Source organism: Ruegeria sp. S84 (genome assembly GCF_056583445.1).
Map to the genome: position 1 here is coordinate 936,776 of NZ_CM152618.1, position 19,595 is coordinate 956,370.

A 19,595-nucleotide genomic window follows, 5' to 3' on the forward strand; every position below is an offset into this window, starting at 1 on the left:
AATTTTCTCAGAACAGAATGTCGATGGGTCCGTTGTGGCAGATGATGACATATTGATTGGCGGTGCGGATCAAATGGTATCCGCGCCGTTTCACTTCTGCCTGAAAAGCCGCGTGACCAACCTCGCGTTCGACCCAAGCAACTGGGCGTCGCACAACAGCTCCCGTTCGAGCAGATCGGGACGAGAAAAGCTGGGTGATCCAAGGCTCGGGATCTGGGCGATACGTCTTCATAGCCGGAGCTATTTCTCAATAGGGTTAAGCGTTTCTTAAGGTGTAAGCAGTTTTCGATAGAGCGTTTCCACGAACGGAACCGCGCCTTCGAATGGGTCTTCTTCCCCAAGAATTGCCCGGACTTGAACATCGAAATCCGCATAATGCTGTGTCAGCGCCCAGATCGAAAAAATCAGATGATAGGGATGGACTCGTGCAATTTTGCCCTGAGCCATCCAGCTTGTCAGAATCGTGGTTTTTTCATCGACCAGTTTTTTGAGATCGCTGGACAAAGCTTCATGAATGCGCGGCGCGCCCTGAACAAGCTCATTGGCAAAGAGGCGGCTCTCGCGCGGCAGGTCGCGGCTCATCTCAAGCTTGCGTTGGATATAAGACAGTATTTCTTCCAGCGGGTCGCCATCCTCATTCAACGCGTGCAGGGGAGCGAGCCAGACTTCAAGCAGACCCGACAACAGGGCTGTATGGATCGCTTCTTTCGATGGAAAATAATAGAGCAGGTTGGGCTTGCTCAGCCCCGCCTCAGCTGCAATTTGGTCGACGGTTGCGCCGCGAAAACCGTGGGCTGAGAACACATTCAGGGCCGCCTCGAGAATCGCTGCTCGGTTCTTTTGCTGAATCCGGGTTGGGGCGCGGTCTTTGGGCATGTTCACCTGTTGTCCTTTTTTCGGCCAGTTGGGCGTCAATTATGTCGAAAATTCCGGCAGGCCACTGCAATTTCTTGACTGATGTCGAACCCGTGATAGCGTGAGTTTGACCAGATGGTCAAATCAAGACACCAAAAGCGAGCCAAATCGCAAGCAACAGGGAAGAACAAGATGGCAGCTCCGGCGCAGAATCTCAGGATCAATGGCGACAGGTTATGGGACAGCCTGATGGAGATGGCCAAGATCGGCCCAGGCGTCGCGGGTGGGAACAACCGTCAGACGCTAACGGACGAAGACGCCGACGGGCGCGCGCTGTTTCAGAAATGGTGCGAGGATGCCGGTTGCTCGATGGGGCTGGACCAGATGGGCAATATGTTTGCCCGACGAGAGGGAGCGGACCCCGAGGCTCTGCCGGTTTATGTAGGGTCGCATTTGGATACGCAGCCCACAGGTGGCAAGTATGATGGCGTTCTTGGCGTGCTTGGTGGGCTGGAGATCATTCGCACGCTGAATGACCTAGGCATCAAGACCAAGCACCCTATTGTGGCCACCAATTGGACCAACGAAGAAGGGACGCGATATGCCCCGGCGATGTTGTCTTCGGGAGTGTTTGCCGGAATGCACACACAGGACTGGGCTTATGCACGTGAGGATGCCGAAGGAAAGAAGTTCGGAGATGAACTGAACCGCATCGGTTGGCGCGGCGATGAAGAGGTTGGTGCGCGCAAGATGCACGCTTTCTTTGAGTTGCACATTGAACAGGGCCCGATTCTGGAAGCTGAAGGTAAGGATATTGGCGTTGTAACCCATGGTCAGGGTTTGAGCTGGACCCAGGTTACCGTGACCGGCAAGGATGCGCATACTGGGTCTACACCGATGCCGATGCGCAAGAATGCCGGGCTGGCGATGGCGCGTATTCTTGAGAAAGTGGACGAGATTGCATGGTCGCATGCACCTCATGCCGTGGGTGCGGCGGGACATATCGATGTCTATCCGAACTCACGCAATGTGATCCCCGGAAAGGCAGTGTTCACGGTCGATTTTCGCTCGCCCGAGTTGGACGTTATCACTGATATGGAGAACCGTCTGCGACTCGCAGCTGAAGATATCGTCGAAGAGATGGGGCTGCAGATCGAATTCGAGAAAGTGGGCGGTTTTGATCCGGTGAAGTTTGATGAAGGTTGCGTGGCGGCGGTGCGCGATGCGGCTGAGCGTTTGGGCTATTCGCATACGGATATCATCTCCGGCGCCGGGCATGATGCCTGCTGGATCAACCGGGTAGCGCCAACGGCGATGGTGATGTGCCCATGCGTTGATGGGTTGAGCCATAATGAAGCTGAGAAGATCAGCAAGGATTGGGCTGCAGCCGGGGCGGATGTTCTGTTGCATGCGGTCGTCGAGACGGCTGGGATCGTGGAATAGGGGGCTCTGCCCCCGTCGCCCTATGGGCGACTCCCCCGAGGTATTTTTAGCCAGATGAAGCAAGCGGCGCAGACCGCATCAGGGAGTTTAACATGAGCACTGTAATCAAGAACGGAACCGTTGTGACCGCTGATCTGACCTACAAGGCGGATGTGAAGGTAGAAGGTGGTGTGATTACTGAGATTGGGCCGGACCTGCGAGGTGACAAGGAACTGGATGCGGCGGGCTGTTATGTAATGCCGGGTGGGATTGATCCTCATACTCATCTTGAGATGCCGTTCATGGGGACGTACTCCAGCGATGATTTTGAAAGCGGTACCCGGGCGGCGCTGGCGGGCGGAACCACGATGGTGGTGGATTTCGCGTTGCCCAATCCGGGTGAAAGCCTGTTGGATGCGCTGAAGCGGTGGGACAACAAATCGACTCGGGCGAACTGTGATTATTCGTTCCACATGGCGGTGACCTGGTGGGGTGAGCAGGTGTTTGATGACATTAAGACCGTCATCGAGACGCGCGGCATCAACACGTTCAAGCATTTCATGGCCTATAAAGGCGCACTGATGGTGAACGACGATGAGCTTTTTGCCTCGTTCAAGCGTTTGGCCGAGCTGGGCGGCACTGCGATGGTGCATGCCGAGAACGGCGATGTGGTTGCTGAGCTGAGCGCGAAACTGCTCGCCGAAGGCAATACTGGACCAGAGGCACATGCTTATTCCCGCCCACCGCAGGTGGAAGGTGAGGCAACCAACCGGGCGATCATGATTGCAGATATGGCGGGTGTGCCGCTCTATGTGGTGCATACTTCCTGTGAGGAGGCGCACGAGGCCATCCGGCGCGCCAAGATGCAGGGCAAGCGGGTTTGGGGCGAACCTTTGATCCAACACCTGACATTGGATGAGAGTGAATACTTCCACCACGATTGGGAGCACGCGGCACGTCGGGTCATGAGCCCTCCGTTCCGGAACAAACAGCATCAGGATAGCTTGTGGAACGGTTTGCAGTCCGGAACACTGAGTGTGGTGGCCACGGATCACTGTGCCTTTACGACCGAGCAGAAACGCTATGGCGTTGGGGATTTCACCAAGATCCCGAACGGCACCGGCGGGTTGGAGGACCGGATGCCGATGCTGTGGACCCATGGGGTGAATACCGGGCGATTGACGCCGAATGAGTTCGTGGCTGTTACTTCAACTAACATCGCCAAGATATTGAATTGTTATCCGAAAAAAGGTGCGGTTCTCGTGGGAGCGGATGCTGATCTGGTGGTTTGGGATCCGGATAAGGCCAAGGTGATCTCGGCTGATACGCAGCAGTCGTCGATCGACTACAACGTCTTCGAGGGCAAAGAGGTGCGAGGGCTGCCCCGGTTCACGCTGACCCGCGGTGCGGTGGCTGTACATGATGGCGAGATTCAGACTCAGGAAGGGCACGGGAAGTTCGTTGCGCGCGAGGCCAACACCCATGTGAACAAGGCGCTAAGCACCTGGAAAGAGCTGACCGCGCCTCGACCGGTTGAGCGGACGGGTATTCCGGCAACGGGTGTATAAACCCCTTGGGTCGCCTTTCCGGCGATCCGGGTCTGAGCTTCTTCAAGGCAATGGAATGAATACAGAAAATACTACTCAGCCCGTTATTGAGGCAAGGCAGCTGGATCTTACATTTCAGACGAATGATGGGCCTATTCATGCGCTGAAAGATGTGAACTTGTCGATTGGCAAGGGGGAGTTCGTTAGTTTTATCGGCCCCTCGGGCTGCGGCAAGACGACGTTCCTGCGCTGTATCGCAGCGCTGGAAACACCGACCGGCGGGACCCTGACCGTGAATGGCATGACGCCTGACGAAGCACGGCGAAAGCGCGCTTATGGGTATGTGTTTCAGGCGGCCGGGCTCTACCCGTGGCGGACCATTGCAAAGAACATCAAGCTGCCGCTTGAGATCATGGGCTATTCCTCCGCCGAGCAGGAGGAACGCGTTAGAAAGGTTATGGAACTTGTTGATCTTGATGGATTTGGCGGTAAGTTCCCCTGGCAGCTCTCGGGCGGGATGCAACAGCGGGCCAGTATAGCGCGGGCCTTGGCATTTGATGCGGATATTCTGCTGATGGACGAACCGTTCGGTGCGCTGGATGAGATCGTGCGCGACCATCTGAACGAACAGCTTCTGGCATTATGGGCGCGCACCGAGAAGACCATCGGTTTCGTAACACATTCGATCCCCGAAGCGGTGTATCTCAGCACCAAGATCGTGGTGATGAGCCCTCGGCCTGGCCGGATCACGGATGTGATCGATAGCCCTCTGCCGAAAGAGAGGCCTCTGGATATCCGTGACACGCCCGAGTTTATCGAAGTCGCCCACCGCGTGCGAGAAGGATTGCGAGCGGGTCATGGGGATGAAGTGTGATGGCGGGTAAAGGCATCAGGCGGGCATCCCGCGAAGATGTGGGGGATTGCGCGCGCATCATCGCGACCTGGGCCGCCCAGACCGATTGGATACCCGAGGAATTGCCAGAAGAAAAGCTGGCGGATCTGATCCTTGAGGCGTTTCCGAACAGGGACATCTGGATCGCAGGTGATCCGATTGATTGCTATATGTCTGTCGATCCGGTCGAACATAAGGTTGGTGCGCTGTATTGTTTGCGCACTGGGCAGGGCATCGGCAAGCAATTGCTGGATAAGGCGAAGGAGGGGCGCGACCATCTTTGGCTGACCACACATGTGCCAAATGTCGACGCGCAACGGTTTTATCGGCGCGAGGGCTTTGTTGAGACGGGAAGAGAGCCTCCGGTGCCACCTGACACGGTGCCTGTCATTCGGATGGAGTGGCACGCATGAAGCAGATCATTGCAGTCCTCACCGTGATCGCCGCCATTGTCGTTGTCTGGTACGCGGCCTGTATTCCTATGAATATCAAAGGGGTTCTGACTGAACAGGAGCGCGCGGGTGCTGAAGTCCAACCACCTTCAGCCAAGGATCGCCGGGACATGGGGGAGATCGGTCTGGCCTTGAACAACGCGTTTGCAATCCCAGCCACATGGGAGCAGGACCGCCCGCGGCTGCCTGCACCGCATCAAGTTGGGATTGAGCTGTGGGAAACCACGATTGAGAAAAAAATCACCTCGAAACGCTCTCTGATTTATCATGGCTGGGTCACGCTGAGCGCCACGATGCTGGGTTTTGCTATCGGAACCGGGTTGGGCATCCTACTGGCGGTCGGGATCGTGCACAGTCGGGTGATGGATCTGTCGGTGATGCCCTGGGCGATCGTCAGCCAGACCATTCCTATCATTGCGCTGGCTCCGATGATCATTGTCGTTCTGTATTCTGTCGGGGTTCAGGGGATCATTCCTAAGGCGATCATTTCGGCGTATCTGAGTTTCTTCCCCGTCGTCGTAGGCATGGTAAAAGGGCTGCGCAGCCCGGATGCTATGCAGTTGGATTTGCTGCGAACCTACAATGCCAGCCGTTCGCAGGGGTTTTGGAAACTGCGCCTGCCGGCCTCGATGCCCTATCTCTTCACATCGCTGAAAATTGGCGTCGCTGCTTCGCTGGTCGGGGCCATTGTTGGAGAACTGCCGACCGGGGCTGTTGCCGGGTTGGGTGCACGGCTGCTGGCCGGTAGCTACTATGGCCAGACGGTACAGATCTGGTCGGCGCTGTTTGCTGCGGCCATTCTCGCCGCCTGTCTCGTCGGGTTGCTGGGGCTGATCGAGCGGACCGTCCTGAAGCGAATGGGGATGGCACAATGATACCTATTCTTGGTGCAATCGCTGTCTGGTTATTGGGCTGGTGGTTGAACAGCCGTCTGGCCAGCGGACCCTATTCTGACACACGGATGGTGCGGTTTCTTGCGCCCCTGATCTTCGGTCTGACCGTGATTGGCATCTGGGAGCTGGTGGTGCGTGGACTAGAAGTGCCCTTGGTCATTCTGCCTGCGCCATCAGTCATCTGGGACCGTTTCTGGGACAGTTTGCCGACACTTTGGGCTGACTTTGTTCAAACGATCATCAAGGGAGCACTCAGCGGCTACATCATCGGCTGCGGTTCGGCCTTTCTCATGGCAATTGCCGTGGATAGATGGGATTTCCTGCGCCTCGGGCTTCTTCCCGTCGGCAACTTCGTTGCAGCGCTGCCGATCGTGGGCACCGCACCCATTCTAGTGATGTGGTTCGGGTTCGACTGGCATTCCAAGGCGGCGGTCGTCGTAGTGATGGTGTTCTTCCCGATGCTGGTGAACACGGTGGCAGGGCTGCGCGAAGCCACAACGATGCAGCGCGATCTGATGGAGACCTATGCCGCCACCTATTGGCAGAGCTTCCTGAAACTTCGCCTCCCCGCCGCGATGCCGTTTATTTTCAACGGGCTAAAGATTTCTACCACTCTGGCGCTGATCGGCGCTATCGTGGCTGAGTTCTTTGGCTCCCCCACATTGGGCATGGGCTTTCGGATATCGACCAGCGTCGGGCAATTGTCGCTGGATATGGTGTGGGCCGAGATTGTGGTGGCCGCGCTGGCGGGGACGGCCTTCTATGGCGTAGTGGCGATGATCGAAAAGGCGGTGACCTTCTGGCATCCGTCGCAGCGAGGATAAAGGAATAACTCAACAGACCCCATAAACGGGGCAAACATAAGCAACTAGGAGATATGAAGATGAAGAAGCTACTCAGTGGGGCGGTTGCGGCCTTTAGCCTGGCAGCCAGTGCGACACTTGCTGCGGATGAGGTGACACTGCAATTGAAGTGGGTCACGCAAGCGCAGTTTGCGGGCTATTATGTGGCAAAAGATAAAGGGTTCTACGAAGAAGAGGGGCTGGACGTCACCATTCTGCCCGGCGGTCCTGATATTGCGCCTACACAGGTGATCGCAGGTGGTGGAGCAGACGTTACGGTGGAATGGATGCCGGCTGCACTTGCTGCGCGCGAAAAGGGTCTGCCTCTGGTGAACATCGCACAGCCTTTCAAGAGCTCGGGCATGATGCTGACCTGCTGGAAAGATGCGGGGATTGCCTCGCCCGAAGATCTCAAAAATCGCACGCTGGGAGTCTGGTTCTTCGGCAACGAATTCCCGTTCATGAGCTGGATGAGTCAGCTGGGAATCGGTACCGATGGCAAAAGCGACAGCGGTGTCGAAGTGCTGAAACAAGGCTTTAACGTCGACCCGCTGCTGCAGCGTCAGGCCGATTGCATCAGCACCATGACCTACAATGAGTATTGGCAGGTCATTGATGCCGGTGTCACGCCTGAAGAACTGGTAACCTTCAAATACGAAGATCAGGGCGTCGCCACGCTTGAGGATGGTCTATATGTGCTTGAAGAAAATTTGAGCGATGCGGCCTTCACCGACAAGATGGAACGGTTTGTCCGTGCCTCGATGAAGGGTTGGAAATACGCCGAAGAGAACCCGGATGAAGCCGCCGAGATCGTTCTCGAAAACGATGCGACCGGTGCCCAGACCGAAGAGCATCAAAAGCGCATGATGGGCGAGATTGCCAAGCTGACCGCAGGGTCGAACGGGGCGCTGGATCCAGCCGATTTCGACCGCACGGTTGATACCCTGCTGGCGGGTGGATCTGATCCGGTTATCACCAAAAAGCCTGAAGGGGCATGGACACATCAGATCACCGACGCTGCGCTGAACTGAACCAGCTACAGCAAAAGACGTGCCAATCAAACGCGGCCCTGACGGGGCCGCGTTCTTAGTTTTGAATGTCGAATTTGTGCCTGTACTTGCTGGCCAGAACCTCTAGTATTTCCCTGTAATTTATAGCATTTTGTCACAGCATACGGCATGAATGGTAGAAAATGCAGGGATTTGCATCAGAATTCACTCAGGCGCTCTCGCTGATCCTCGAAGGGGATGCAGAGCTGTGGGCAATTGTGTTGTTGTCGCTGCGTGTTTCGATCTTTGCTGTTCTGATTTCGGCGGTCATCGGGATGCCTATTGGGGCAGCTTTGGCCGTCGCGCGGTTTCCGGGACGGCGGGCGCTGATTATCCTTGTGAACGCTCTGATGGGGTTCCCACCAGTTGTCGTCGGTTTGCTGGTCTACCTGATGTTATCCCGATCCGGTCCTCTGGGGGTGCTGGAACTTCTCTACACACCCACCGCAATGATCATAGCGCAGGTGGTGCTGGTGACGCCGATCATGGCCGCACTTACCCGGCAGGTAGTCGAGATGCTGGCCGAAGAGTATTCTGAACAGCTTCGCTCGCTCGGCGTATCGCGGTTGGCTTCGATCCCGGTGCTGTTGTGGGACGCGCGTCTGGCTCTGGTCACCGCATTACTGGCCGGGTTTGGCCGGGCAATCGCCGAGGTAGGCGCAGTGATCATCGTCGGCGGCAATATCAATCACGTGACGCGCGTGATGACGACCACGATTGCGCTTGAGACTTCGAAGGGGAACTTGGCGCTGGCGCTGGCCTTGGGTGTGATCCTGATCGGTTTGGCCGTGGCTGTAAACGCGATGGTCAGCGCATTGACCCTGCGGGCCGAGCGGGAAGGGCTGCGCCATGCGTGATGTCGTGACCGAGGTGCCAGGCATGTTAGAGGTCCAAGGGTTGCACATTGCACGCGAAGGCAAGGTGCTGCTCGATGTCCCGCATTTGTGCCTGGATGGCGCGGGTCCGACCATGATCTTGGGTCCAAACGGCGCTGGCAAAAGTCTGTTGCTGCGTTGTCTGCATGGTCTGATTCAACCCGACAGCGGGCGTGTCTGTCAGGACGGTGTTGTGTTGAATGCAGCCCACAAAGCGCGGCAGGCGATGGTGTTTCAAAGCCCCGTGTTGCTGCGCCGCTCGGTCGCGGCCAATCTGGACTTTGTGCTAAAGCGGAAATCGATGCCCCGTGCCTTGCGCAGGCATCGTATTGAAGCTTTGCTGGCCGAAGGTGGACTGGATGGCAAGGCACGTCAATCCGCGCGTTCGCTGTCTGGTGGCGAGGCGCAAAGGTTGGCGATCCTGCGCGCGTTGGCCTTAGACCCCAGGACCTTGTTTCTGGACGAACCCACCAGCGCTTTAGATCCAAGCGCCATGCAGATGATCGAGCGGATGGTCCTGCGTGCCTCGGCCCGGGGTGTGCGCATCGTGATGGTGACGCATGACATCGGGCAGGCGCGGCGCCTGGCATCTGACATCGTGATGATGCAGGCAGGGCATGTGGTTGAACATGGGGGGGCACAGCAGGTGCTGGAAACCCCAAAAAGCAACGAGTCGCGCCGGTATCTGGCTGGCGGTCTGGTAACCTGATTAACAGAGATGGAGACTTCGAATGATCCCTGATTTCGTTCGGGCATCAATTGTCGCGCTTGGGCTGACCGCAGGCGCAGGTTTGGCCGAAGAACCCTTTATCGTTGTGCAATCAACGACCTCGACGCAGAACTCGGGTCTGCTGGACTATATCCTGCCAGGGTTTGAGGCTGAAACAGGTATCGATGTACGCGTTGTAGCCGTCGGGACCGGTCAGGCAATCAGGAATGCAATCAACGGGGATGGCGATGTTCTTCTGGTTCATTCCAAGCCCGCCGAAGAGCAGTTTGTGGCAGACGGTTGGGGCGTCGAACGGTTCGATGTCATGTACAATGATTTTGTATTGGTTGGCCCGAAATCTGATCCAGCCGAAATTGCCGGTGGCAACGACATTTTAACCGCTTTGACCGCTTTGGCCGAAGCGAAACTGCCGTTTGCCTCGCGCGGTGATGACAGCGGCACTCACAAAGCCGAGATGCGCTATTGGGAGGCGACCGGCGTTGACCCGACGGAGGCCTCGGGGACTTGGTATCGCGAGACCGGATCGGGGATGGGGGCAACGCTGAACGTGGCCAGCGGCATGGACGCGTATGCTCTGACCGACCGGGCAACCTGGTTGTCTTTCGGAAACCGGGGCAATCTGGAGGTCTTGGTCGAGGGCGATCCGCGCCTGTTTAACCAATATGGTGTAATCCTCGTGAACCCTGAAAAGCACTCCGGCGTTCGCGCCGCTGCCGGGCAAAGGTTTATCGACTGGCTTATCGGCCCTGATGGACAGGCGGCGATTGCGTCTTACACGCTGGATGGTGAGCAGTTGTTTTTTCCAAACGCACAGTAAGTTCGCCTTGGGTTGGCGCAACAAGGAATGGACGACGGATCAGCCACTGGCGCCGTTGTGGTGGATCCGACCCAGATTTGCGAGATCATAGCCGCCTAGTTCATCAGCGCGTTCGATAAAACGCTCGGATTTCAAAAACTGGGTCAGCGTCTGCATGGGGGCCTCGAAGAAGGCGCGGCGCCAGATTGCAAGGTCCAGACGCTCGGAATGGGTGGGCACAAAACTTAGCCCGTACGGGCGCGCCAGTGCACCGAGGCCAAAACCAACCTCTGCCTTGCCGTCACGCAGGGCGGTGGCCAGCTCTTCTTCGGTGCGGGCACAAACAGGCAGGGTGTTCAGATCATCACGACCCAGACCGTGGGCGTCGAGCAGTGTATCGAACAGACGCTGGCTGGCGGCGCTGTCTTGCCGCAGAATGATCCGTCTGCCTTTCAGATCCTGAAACCCCGAGATGTCCGAAGTGCCGGGTGCCAGCAACAGGCCGCGCTGCCGGTTGGCAATCTGGTAGAGGATCACAGGTGCTTCGCCCATCGTGTCGCGCAGGGTCTGAGTGTTGAAGCCTTCTGGTTCGTGGATATGCAAGGCCGCCGCCTGTGCGCTGCGCTCCGCAAGACGATTCAGCCCGTCGAAAGACCCATCATAGTAAGTCGCAAGCCCAGAGCCGCTTTCCCGCAAAGCCCAGTCCAACAGGGGATCGTGGCTACCTGCCACGATCGGCGGCAGGGGTGGTTCGACGACATCGGGGCCAGAGCGTGAGGCGTTGAGCCACGCTATGATCTCGGCTTTTGGGAACAACAGCTTGCCCATGGCGCGTACACACGGGATTTCGCCCGAGGATGCCAGATCATAGGCCTTCCGCTCGCCAATGCGCAGCAGATCCGCCAATTCGCGGGTGGTCAGGTATTGCGGCATTCAGTCGAGGCGTACAGCCGAACCGGACGTCTTGTCGGCGGCGCTGAAACCGAATTGATCCAGCGTGTAAGGAGCGGCGACAGTGATCACGACCATCGCGGCGACGGCGGTCAGAAAGGCTTTCATGTTCTCCTCCGGCTCAATCCTGCGGTGCGGTGGCGCTGCGCAGGAACGCGACCAGATCTAACCGGTCCTGTGCTTGCGTGATCCGCTGCATTGGCATCTTTGACCCCGGAATGTAGTGGTCCGGGCCTTCGTCGAAAAGAGCATTTATTGTCTCTTCATTCCAAATAATATCAGAGTCTTGCAGCGTATCCGAGTACAAATAACCGGGCGATGTGCCCGCTTTCCGCCCAAAGATGTCGTGCAAGGTAGGGCCTGCACGTCGACCCCCATCCGGCGTCAGGCTGTGACAGATCGAACATTTGCGCGCAAATTGCCGTTCTCCGTTGCCCATCTCGCTTGGGTCTTTCAGAAAGCTGGGTTCGGCAGCGGCCATCTGTTCGCGATCGCCCAGCGCTGAAACGGGCCAGCTGTACATTGCCTCATCAATGCCGCCTGCGTGAAGATTTTGACCATCTGCAGAAAAAGCGAGCGCCCAAACCGGACCGCGCAGGGTGGCACGGAAATCTTGTGCAATGCGCCATTCGAAAGTGTTGATGACCATTATAAAGCCTTCACCATCGCCGACAGCCAACAGCTTGCGATCGGGGCTCAGTGCCATGGCGAGGATCGGGCGCCGATCCAACGTAAAGTCATGTTCTTCTTCGGTGGTGAGGCTCAGGATGCGTGTCACTCCATCGACGGTACCGTAGGCGATCCAGTTGTCTTGTGCGTTCAGGACCAATTCATTGATGCCAAAACCATGCTCGATCAGGCGATTTGTTTCCTGACCGCTGGCGACATCCCAGATACGCAATGCTCCGTCGACACCTGCCGAATAAAGCTGCTTTCCGTCCGGCGTAAAAACAACTGCATTCACCCCGCTGCCGATTGGCCCAAGCAGGGTCGGCTCGGACCCGTCCACCGGCCACAGGCCGATGGTGCCATCCCAGCTGGCCGTCGCGATATGAGTTTTCGACGCTGCAATGCCGATAATCTTGCCTTTGTGCTGCCCGACTACATCCCCGCCGGGCCAGCGGCGGAGGGTGAAGTCATCCCCGGCAGAATAGATTGCAGTGCCATTGAAAACGACCGAGTTCACTGCCGCTTCGTGCCCCTCCAGCCATTCCGGTGTCTGTCCGGTCCAGAGACCGACCGAATTGTCGAAACTGGCCGTTGCGATGCGCCCATCCGGTGCCGAAGCGATCCCCATGATCGGCCCGCCATGGCCTTTGAGCGTGAAAAACTCGGACCAGGCGGGCAGGGGGGTCAAAACAAGCGCAAGAGCGAGCCAGCGCATCTATTCTGCAGGTGAGGCCGCTGCCTTGCCCGCCTCTTTTTTTGCACCTCTTCCAGCCACAGCGAGTGGTGCTCGCGTGCCCATTGTTCTTCGACTTCACCGGTGCCCATGGCGTCAAACGCACCCTCCATGCCAACCGAGCCAAGGTAGATATGGGCGATGATGATGGCGATGAACACGTAGGCGACCATGACATGCCAGACTTGGGCATATTGCATCTCTTCCTGCGGTGACATCTGCACTGGCAGGTTCAGACCCAACGCCTGCGGAATACCTGTCGAGTTGGCGATTGAGAAGGTTTTGGCGAACATCGGCAGCTCGAACGGGAATAGCAGCGACAGGCCTGACAGGCTGATAGAGACACCCAGTAGAATGCAAGCCCAGAAGATTATCTTTTGACCCGCATTGAATTTCTTGGCTGGTGGATGGCTGTCTTTGGTGAACAAGCCCCCTCCGGCGGCCAACCATTTCAGGTCGGTCTTGTTGGGGATGTTATGGGCAATCCAATTTATGGTGATGATTATCAGACCCAACATGAAGGCCCATGCGAGGTTGTTGTGAAGCCACTTGCACCCTTGCGCGAAAGTGGCGAACCCTTCTTTGCCAAAGACCGGGATCAAGAAATCGCGGCCATAAAGGGTCAGCAGGCCTGTGATGCCGAGCACAAGGAACGACCCGGCAAAGAGCCAGTGACCGAAACGTTCGAAACTGTTGAAACGAAGGACCGTGCGGCCGGTTTTTTCTCCGTCGATGCGGATTTTTCCTCGGATCAGAAAGAAAAGCACAATGATCGCAAGCATTCCGCCCAGAATGTAGGTTCCATATTCACGCAACGGGCCAGTTCGGAAGTTCAACCACCACATGCCGCCGTCTTGAATCAGCACGCTGTCCGCAGGTCCCTGGGATGAAACGGTGACGTCCGCAGATCCGTAACGCAGCGCGCGGTAGACGTCACTGTCAGAGGCAACACCGCGGGTGCCGAACTGTCCCAGTAGGCCTTCAACATTGCCCTGACCGGTGTTTTCAGACCTGTAGCTGTTGTCGACCTTCTCGCCACGCTGGCGGGCCAGAATGTCCTCAAGCGTGGTCGCACCGCCGGTTGTAGACCGGTCGGTCGAGATCCGCACGGGCGGCCCCCTCACTGGTTTGAGCGCCCGCAACTTGGGTCAGCGTTAGCGAAAGCAGGAAAGCGATGAATAAGCGCAACATCGGAACCTCAATAAAAATCCAATGCAGGATGACCCACATCTGCGGGTCATCCGTTTTGCTTTGGTAGACGGGGTCAGCCGTCTTTCTGATCGTAGGCCGTGCCCCAACCCCAAGCGCCCGAACCAAATCCGCGCGCGACGACACGCTCGCGGTAAATAGCCGAGACCACATCGCCATCGCCGGCGAGCAGGGCCTTGGTAGAACACATCTCGGCGCAGATGGGCAATTTGCCCTCTGCGATCCGGTTGCGACCGTATTTGGCGAACTCTGCCGTCGAGTGCGTTTCCTCGGGGCCGCCAGCACAGAAGGTACATTTGTCCATCTTGCCGCGCGATCCGAAGTTGCCCGCCTGCGGGTATTGCGGCGCGCCGAAGGGGCACGCATAGAAGCAATAGCCGCAGCCAATGCACAGGTCCTTGGAGTGCAGGACGACCCCTTCTTCGTTCTGATAGAAGCAGTCGACCGGGCACACCGCCATACAGGGCGCATCCGAACAATGCATACAGGCCACCGAGATCGAGCGTTCACCCGGATTGCCGTCATTGATCGTCACCACCCTGCGGCGGTTGATGCCCCACGGCACCTCGTGCTCGTTCTTACACGCGGTTACGCAGGCATTACACTCGATGCAGCGTTCAGCGTCGCAGAGAAACTTTGCTCTAGCCATTATCGTCCTCCTTACGCTGACCAGATTTTGCAGAGAGTCGCTTTGGTCTCTTGCATCTGGGTCACTGAATCATAGCCATAGGTCTGGGCGGTGTTGGTACTTTCACCCAGCACATAGGGGTCTGCACCAGCAGGATACTTGTGCCGCTGGTCTTCGCCCTGGAAATGGCCGCCAAAGTGGAAGGGCATGAAGGCGACACCGGCGCCGACTCTGTTAGTCAGCATCGCCATCACCTTGACCTTGCCGCCCTCAGGACCTTCGACCCAGACCTGTGATCCGTCCCGAATACCAAGGTTGTTGGCATCGCGCGGATTGATCTCGACGAACATGTCCTGCTGGAGTTCAGCCAGCCACGGGTTCGACCGCGTCTCATCGCCGCCACCCTCATACTCGACCAGACGACCAGACGTGAGGATTATCGGGTAATCCTTTGAAAAGTCGTTCTTTTGGATCGACGCATAAAGGGTAGGTAGACGATAGGCCTGACGGTCATCGTAGGTTGGATAGTCCTCCACCAGATCGCGCCGGTTTGTATAGAGCGGCTCGCGGTGCAGTGGGATCGGATCCGGGAAGGTCCATACGACCGCGCGTGCCTTTGCGTTCCCGAAGGGCGCACAGCCATGGGCAATCGCGACCCGCTGGATACCGCCGCTAAGGTCGGTTTTCCAGTTGGTCTCTGGTCCCGCAACGGCGTCGATGGCCGCACGTTCCTCAGCCGTCAGGTCACCGTCCCAGCCAAGGTCCATCAGCATTTGCATCGTGAATTCCGGATAACCATCCTGAATTTCCGACCCAACGCTATAGACCCCTTCGGCCAGCAGGTTGTCACCATCCCGTTCCACGCCGAAACGGGCGCGGAAGGTCAGGCCGCCTTCGGCCACCGGTTTGGACATATCATACAGGTTTGGTGTCCCCGTATGACCCATCTCAGCCGTTCCCCAGCAAGGCCAGGGCAGACCGTAATACTCGCCGTCGTTGGGGCCACCAATGGCTTGCAGCGTGGTTCTGTCGAACGTGTGCTGGTTGGCCATATGGCTTTTCAGACGTTCCGGCGACTGACCGGTATAGCCAATTGTCCAAAGGCCGCTGTTGAACTCACGCGTGATGCTTTCAACATTCGGGGTTTCGGGATCTTCCATCTCGATATTGCGGAAGAACCGATCCGCCCAGCCGAACTTGTTGGCGAACTTGGCCATGATGACCTCGTCCGGCAGGCTTTCGAACAGAGGTTCGACCACGCGGTCCCGCCACTGCAGCGATCGGTTCGAGGCCGTGACCGAGCCACGGGTTTCGAACTGCGTACAGGCGGGCAGCAGATAGACGCCATCGGTGCGGTCATGCAGCACGGCCGAGACGGTGGGATACGGGTCGATCACGACCAGCATGTCCAGCTTCTCCATCGCCGTCTTCATTTCCGTCATCCGGGTCTGCGAGTTGGGCGCGTGGCCCCACAGAACCATGGCGCGGACATTGTTGTCCTGATCCATGTTGGCCGGATCTTCGAGAACACCGTCGATCCAGCGGGAGACCGGGATGCCGCGCTCATTCTGCAGCGGTTTATCCTTGCCTTCCTTGTCTTTGATCGTGGCGAACTGGCCTGCAAGCCACTCGGGCTCTTCACCCCAGACACGGGCCCAGTGACCCCATGCGCCTTTTGACAAGCCATAGTAGCCGGGCAGGGTATGGGACAGAACACCAAGGTCTGTCGCGCCTTGCACGTTGTCATGGCCGCGGAAGATGTTGGTGCCACCACCCGAGGTGCCCATGTTGCCAAGCGCAAGCTGAAGCACGCAGTAGGCGCGAGTGTTGTTGTTGCCGTTGGTGTGCTGCGTACCACCCATGCACCATACAACGGTACCGGGGCGGTTGTTCACCATGGTCCGTGCGACGCGGCGCAGCTGCGAGCCGGGCGTACCGGTGACGCGCTCAACCTCATCCGGGTTCCACTTGGCAACCTCTTCACGGATTTGGTCCATCCCCCAGACACGGGTGCGGATAAACTCTTTGTCCTCCCAGCCATTGTCGAAGATATGCCACAGGATACCCCAGATCAGCGCAACGTCTGTGCCGGGGCGGAAGCGGACATATTCATCCGCATGGGCCGCGGTGCGCGTAAAGCGCGGGTCGCAGACGATTAAAGGCGCATTGTTCTGCTCTTTCGCACGCAGGATATGCAGCAGCGAGACGGGGTGCGCCTCGGCCGGGTTACCACCGATGATGAAGATGGCCCGGCTGTTGTGCATGTCGTTGTACGAATTGGTCATGGCGCCGTAGCCCCATGTATTCGCAACACCCGCGACAGTGGTCGAGTGGCAGATACGGGCCTGATGGTCCACGTTGTTCGTGCCCCAATAGGCGGCGAACTTGCGGAACAGATAGGCCTGTTCGTTATTGTGCTTCGCAGACCCCAGCCAGTACACGCTGTCCGGCCCGGATTCTTCGCGGATGCTCATCATGCCATCGCCGATCTCGTTGATCGCCTCTTCCCAGCTGATGCGCTTCCACTCGCCACCTTCCTTTTTCATCGGATATTTCAGGCGGCGCTCGCCATGGGCGTGCTCGCGGACCGAGGCCCCCTTGGCGCAGTGTGCACCCAGATTGAATGGGCTGTCCCAGCCGGGTTCTTGCCCGATCCAGACTCCGTTCTGTACCTCGGCAACGACCGTGCAGCCGACCGAGCAGTGAGTGCATACGGATTTGATATTCTCAACGGCGGTGTTTGCCGCTGTCTGGGCACTGGCGGGCGTCACGGTTCCACCCGTGGCGCTGATCGCGGCAAGGCCGCCGATCGTCAGGCCCGAGCCACGCAAGAATGCGCGGCGATCGACGGTTTTCTCGCCGACCTGGGACAGGATACTTGTCCGCTGGGGGCGTCTCGCAACCCCGTTGGTCTTTTTCCTAAGCATTTCTTTCCTCCCTTGCTGGCCATGTAACCCATGGCTGGCTTGGTACTTCGCGAAACCGACTTCAGGGCCAATCGCAACCGTCAGTCGGGTATGACTACGTCCGGGTCAGAACCGGGCGCTGTCGAGGTATGCGCGCGTGTGCGCGGTGTCCTGCATCCGGGTTTCGTCCGTCGGCAGTTCGGCTGCTTCGGCTTTCCCAGACAGGCTGGCGGCGGCTACAGCAGCGGGCGCTGCGGTACCGGCCAGTTTCAGGAAGTCGCGGCGGGTTGCGCCTTCTTCCTTGGTCTTGCTCATGGGCTCCTCCTGTCCCAATTGCGGTTTGGTGCCTAATGGCACCGGCGAGTGGCGGGCTAGGCCGCCGTCATTCGAAAGGCTTCACGTTCGATCTCCATGAACACCCGACCAGCCGTGCCGACCGAGGCGTAGAGAACCGAGTTCTCGGCACCTTCCAAATCCGAATAGAAATGCGCGGCCCAGGGCCCGATATGTTTGCTCCAGAACGCCTTTTGATCTTCCAGCGCGGCGGGCGCGCCGAACCGACCGACGATCATGCCCGCCATCATTTCCATTAGCGAGGCGATGTTGTCTTCGGGTTCATAAACATTCTGCGCCCGGGTGATGCCCCGCGCGGCCATGTCATTGCGCAGCTGCGCCAGGGGTTTTTCGTTCAGAAATCCCGTCAGGTAGAAAGAGGCATAAGGCAGCAGTTCGCCTCGGCCCAATCCGATGAAAAGTGCGTTGAATTCGCGCTCTGCGGCGGCAGGCTTGGTCACCTTGGCCACCCGTGCCATTGCCTGAATGGCCTGACCTAGATCCGAGTCATCACCGCTTAGCCCGGCCATCTGATCCAAAAGCAACTGATCGGGTGGACCGGCCAATAGCAGGCCAAGAAAATTATAGAAATCCGCACGCAGACGATCCTCAGTTGAGATATCCAATGTTTGCGCGTTGTCTGCGGTCATAGAGTTATCCTTCGAACTCGAATTTCATACGGCGTGGAGCAGGGGTGAGTTCGATTTCCTCTGGCTCTTCCATTTCAACCATCTGTGGGGCTTTCGGTTCTGGTTCGACGGCGTTGATCGGTTCTTCACCTGACTCGATCGCCTCGGGCATGTCAGCTTCTGTTTCTGCTTCGGACACTTCTGCCTCGGCAGCGAGCGCTTCGACATGCGCCAACATACCCTTGCCAACCTGATACGCGGTCTGGATGTTCTCAATCACGCAGGCCGCATCGGTATAATCCTCGCCGTAATCGACCAGCCCGTCGACATTGGCCAGAACAGGATTCAACCGCCATAGGCGCCGCAAGGCGCGGCGGCGCAAACGGTTAGGTACAGCTTTGGCCATGAAGCCCGAGACATCATCGCCGGCTTCCAGCGTGTCGGGATCGGGCAGATCAAACTCGGCCAGAATTTCGGCGTCGCTTTTTTCCTCCAGCTCAGCTTGCCGCGTTGTGATAATCTGTTCCTCTGCGGCCAAAGCTTCTGCTTCGGTCTCGGCCTGAACGGCGGCCTTGCGGCGGGACCAGAAATCGCGGGCCTGGGTCATTGCAGCACCCGACGCGGAGCCCGGTAGACATCTGAATCCTGCCGGATTCGTGCATCGCCCTTGCCGTCTTCCACCAGATCGGTGCGTTTCTTGTCCCGTTTACGTTTTATGAACACCTCGTCCTGATGATGCTGCAGGGTGAAATCGCGGAGCCATGCAATCAACCCTTCGGTCATCGGAATCTTCTCAACGATCTCTTCGCCGGTATCCGCATAATCTTGCCCCTCGAACGGTGAGGCGGTGATCAATACGGCATTCAGGGGTGTTTCGCCTTTCAGCTCATCCCGCAAAACCAGGTACAGCGAAGGTTGACCGTCCGACAGGTTGACCATGTAGGCTTCGGTTTCATCGGCCCAGAGGGTGAGGGGCAGGGTGGCTGCATGGTATTCGATGGCCTCACCTTCACGTCGCAACTCTTGCCAGTCGGCAGGCCCTGCACCTGGCAAAACAGCGACCGCGCGCCAGTTCCAACGCGCCCAGCGTGTCACCCCGGGTGTTCTGCGCACGACGACGCCAATTGTCATTTCAGTCCGGCTTGCGGCCTTGGCCACTGGCTCCTCCCCGGAAGGCTCTCCCC

The 19,595-nt window shown here is 57.9% G+C and carries 22 protein-coding genes; 10 read left to right on the plus strand and 12 right to left on the minus strand.

What is annotated here, in order from left to right; all coding sequences use genetic code 11:
* Positions 1 to 7: 7 nt before the first annotated feature.
* Together AC1DFB_RS04780 and AC1DFB_RS04785 are read right to left on the minus strand one after the other, a co-directional pair.
* The gene (locus tag AC1DFB_RS04780; RefSeq protein WP_480922229.1) at positions 8 to 154 is read right to left on the minus strand and encodes a hypothetical protein; all 147 of its coding nucleotides are present in this window, start codon (positions 152 to 154) and stop codon (positions 8 to 10) included.
* A gap of 113 nt (positions 155 to 267) precedes the next feature.
* Positions 268 to 876, minus strand: coding sequence for a TetR family transcriptional regulator C-terminal domain-containing protein (locus tag AC1DFB_RS04785; RefSeq protein WP_170393378.1), 609 nt, complete (start codon positions 874 to 876; stop codon positions 268 to 270).
* A gap of 171 nt (positions 877 to 1,047) precedes the next feature.
* On the opposite strand from AC1DFB_RS04785, the gene AC1DFB_RS04790 reads away from it, so the two are divergent.
* The 10 genes from AC1DFB_RS04790 (at position 1,048) to AC1DFB_RS04835 (ending at position 10,374) form a co-directional block, all read left to right on the plus strand.
* Positions 1,048 to 2,298: a Zn-dependent hydrolase gene (locus AC1DFB_RS04790; RefSeq protein ID WP_480922230.1), complete on the plus strand. Its 1,251-nt coding sequence runs from the start codon at positions 1,048 to 1,050 to the stop codon at positions 2,296 to 2,298.
* 92 nt (positions 2,299 to 2,390) lie between these two features.
* Positions 2,391 to 3,845, plus strand: a complete 1,455-nt coding sequence (gene hydA / locus AC1DFB_RS04795) for a dihydropyrimidinase (protein WP_480922231.1) — start codon at positions 2,391 to 2,393, stop codon at positions 3,843 to 3,845.
* Between the two features lie 55 nt (positions 3,846 to 3,900).
* On the plus strand, positions 3,901 to 4,698 hold the full coding sequence (locus AC1DFB_RS04800) for an ABC transporter ATP-binding protein (RefSeq protein ID WP_480922232.1): 798 nt from the start codon (positions 3,901 to 3,903) through the stop codon (positions 4,696 to 4,698).
* Positions 4,698 to 5,129, plus strand: a complete 432-nt coding sequence (locus AC1DFB_RS04805) for a GNAT family N-acetyltransferase (RefSeq protein WP_170405139.1) — start codon at positions 4,698 to 4,700, stop codon at positions 5,127 to 5,129. The genes AC1DFB_RS04800 and AC1DFB_RS04805 overlap by 1 nt, the downstream gene beginning before the upstream one ends.
* Positions 5,126 to 6,043, plus strand: coding sequence for an ABC transporter permease (locus AC1DFB_RS04810; protein WP_170405143.1), 918 nt, complete (start codon positions 5,126 to 5,128; stop codon positions 6,041 to 6,043). Before AC1DFB_RS04805 ends, AC1DFB_RS04810 begins: the two co-directional genes overlap by 4 nt.
* On the plus strand, positions 6,040 to 6,885 hold the full coding sequence (locus tag AC1DFB_RS04815; protein ID WP_170421165.1) for an ABC transporter permease: 846 nt from the start codon (positions 6,040 to 6,042) through the stop codon (positions 6,883 to 6,885). Before AC1DFB_RS04810 ends, AC1DFB_RS04815 begins: the two co-directional genes overlap by 4 nt.
* A gap of 59 nt (positions 6,886 to 6,944) precedes the next feature.
* Positions 6,945 to 7,934 carry an ABC transporter substrate-binding protein gene (locus tag AC1DFB_RS04820; protein ID WP_170393369.1) on the plus strand — a complete coding sequence of 330 codons (990 nt, stop codon included), beginning with the start codon at positions 6,945 to 6,947 and terminating at the stop codon, positions 7,932 to 7,934.
* A gap of 161 nt (positions 7,935 to 8,095) precedes the next feature.
* Positions 8,096 to 8,809: an ABC transporter permease gene (locus tag AC1DFB_RS04825; RefSeq protein ID WP_170421167.1), complete on the plus strand. Its 714-nt coding sequence runs from the start codon at positions 8,096 to 8,098 to the stop codon at positions 8,807 to 8,809.
* A complete protein-coding gene (locus tag AC1DFB_RS04830; protein WP_480922233.1) occupies positions 8,802 to 9,536 on the plus strand; it encodes an ATP-binding cassette domain-containing protein in 735 nt (244 codons plus the stop codon). The genes AC1DFB_RS04825 and AC1DFB_RS04830 overlap by 8 nt, the downstream gene beginning before the upstream one ends.
* A gap of 22 nt (positions 9,537 to 9,558) precedes the next feature.
* Positions 9,559 to 10,374, plus strand: a complete 816-nt coding sequence (locus AC1DFB_RS04835) for an ABC transporter substrate-binding protein (protein WP_480922234.1) — start codon at positions 9,559 to 9,561, stop codon at positions 10,372 to 10,374.
* A 39-nt stretch (positions 10,375 to 10,413) separates the two neighbouring features.
* Here the strand turns inward: AC1DFB_RS04835 and AC1DFB_RS04840 are convergent, their stop codons facing one another.
* From AC1DFB_RS04840 to AC1DFB_RS04885, 10 genes are all read right to left on the minus strand, one after another.
* Positions 10,414 to 11,286: a substrate-binding domain-containing protein gene (locus AC1DFB_RS04840; RefSeq protein WP_480922235.1), complete on the minus strand. Its 873-nt coding sequence runs from the start codon at positions 11,284 to 11,286 to the stop codon at positions 10,414 to 10,416.
* Complete coding sequence (locus AC1DFB_RS04845; RefSeq protein ID WP_255612119.1) at positions 11,287 to 11,412, minus strand: hypothetical protein; 126 nt, start codon at positions 11,410 to 11,412, stop codon at positions 11,287 to 11,289.
* A 13-nt stretch (positions 11,413 to 11,425) separates the two neighbouring features.
* Positions 11,426 to 12,688 carry a c-type cytochrome gene (locus tag AC1DFB_RS04850; RefSeq protein WP_170563150.1) on the minus strand — a complete coding sequence of 421 codons (1,263 nt, stop codon included), beginning with the start codon at positions 12,686 to 12,688 and terminating at the stop codon, positions 11,426 to 11,428.
* Positions 12,658 to 13,815 carry a formate dehydrogenase subunit gamma gene (locus AC1DFB_RS04855; protein WP_480922236.1) on the minus strand — a complete coding sequence of 386 codons (1,158 nt, stop codon included), beginning with the start codon at positions 13,813 to 13,815 and terminating at the stop codon, positions 12,658 to 12,660. The genes AC1DFB_RS04850 and AC1DFB_RS04855 overlap by 31 nt, the downstream gene beginning before the upstream one ends.
* A gap of 155 nt (positions 13,816 to 13,970) precedes the next feature.
* Entirely contained in the window at positions 13,971 to 14,564 is a 594-nt protein-coding gene (gene fdh3B, locus AC1DFB_RS04860; protein ID WP_037307340.1) for a formate dehydrogenase FDH3 subunit beta, read from the minus strand.
* Positions 14,565 to 14,575: 11 nt separating this feature from the next.
* The gene (locus AC1DFB_RS04865; protein WP_170393362.1) at positions 14,576 to 17,470 is read right to left on the minus strand and encodes a formate dehydrogenase subunit alpha; all 2,895 of its coding nucleotides are present in this window, start codon (positions 17,468 to 17,470) and stop codon (positions 14,576 to 14,578) included.
* 105 nt (positions 17,471 to 17,575) lie between these two features.
* Positions 17,576 to 17,764 carry a ubiquinol-cytochrome c reductase iron-sulfur subunit N-terminal domain-containing protein gene (locus AC1DFB_RS04870; protein WP_170393361.1) on the minus strand — a complete coding sequence of 63 codons (189 nt, stop codon included), beginning with the start codon at positions 17,762 to 17,764 and terminating at the stop codon, positions 17,576 to 17,578.
* Positions 17,765 to 17,820: 56 nt separating this feature from the next.
* Positions 17,821 to 18,432: a TorD/DmsD family molecular chaperone gene (locus AC1DFB_RS04875; protein ID WP_480922237.1), complete on the minus strand. Its 612-nt coding sequence runs from the start codon at positions 18,430 to 18,432 to the stop codon at positions 17,821 to 17,823.
* Positions 18,433 to 18,436: 4 nt separating this feature from the next.
* The gene (locus AC1DFB_RS04880; protein WP_480922238.1) at positions 18,437 to 19,018 is read right to left on the minus strand and encodes a DUF3306 domain-containing protein; all 582 of its coding nucleotides are present in this window, start codon (positions 19,016 to 19,018) and stop codon (positions 18,437 to 18,439) included.
* Positions 19,015 to 19,569, minus strand: a complete 555-nt coding sequence (locus AC1DFB_RS04885) for a DUF3305 domain-containing protein (RefSeq protein WP_170510438.1) — start codon at positions 19,567 to 19,569, stop codon at positions 19,015 to 19,017. Before AC1DFB_RS04885 ends, AC1DFB_RS04880 begins: the two co-directional genes overlap by 4 nt.
* Positions 19,570 to 19,595 lie beyond the last annotated feature (26 nt).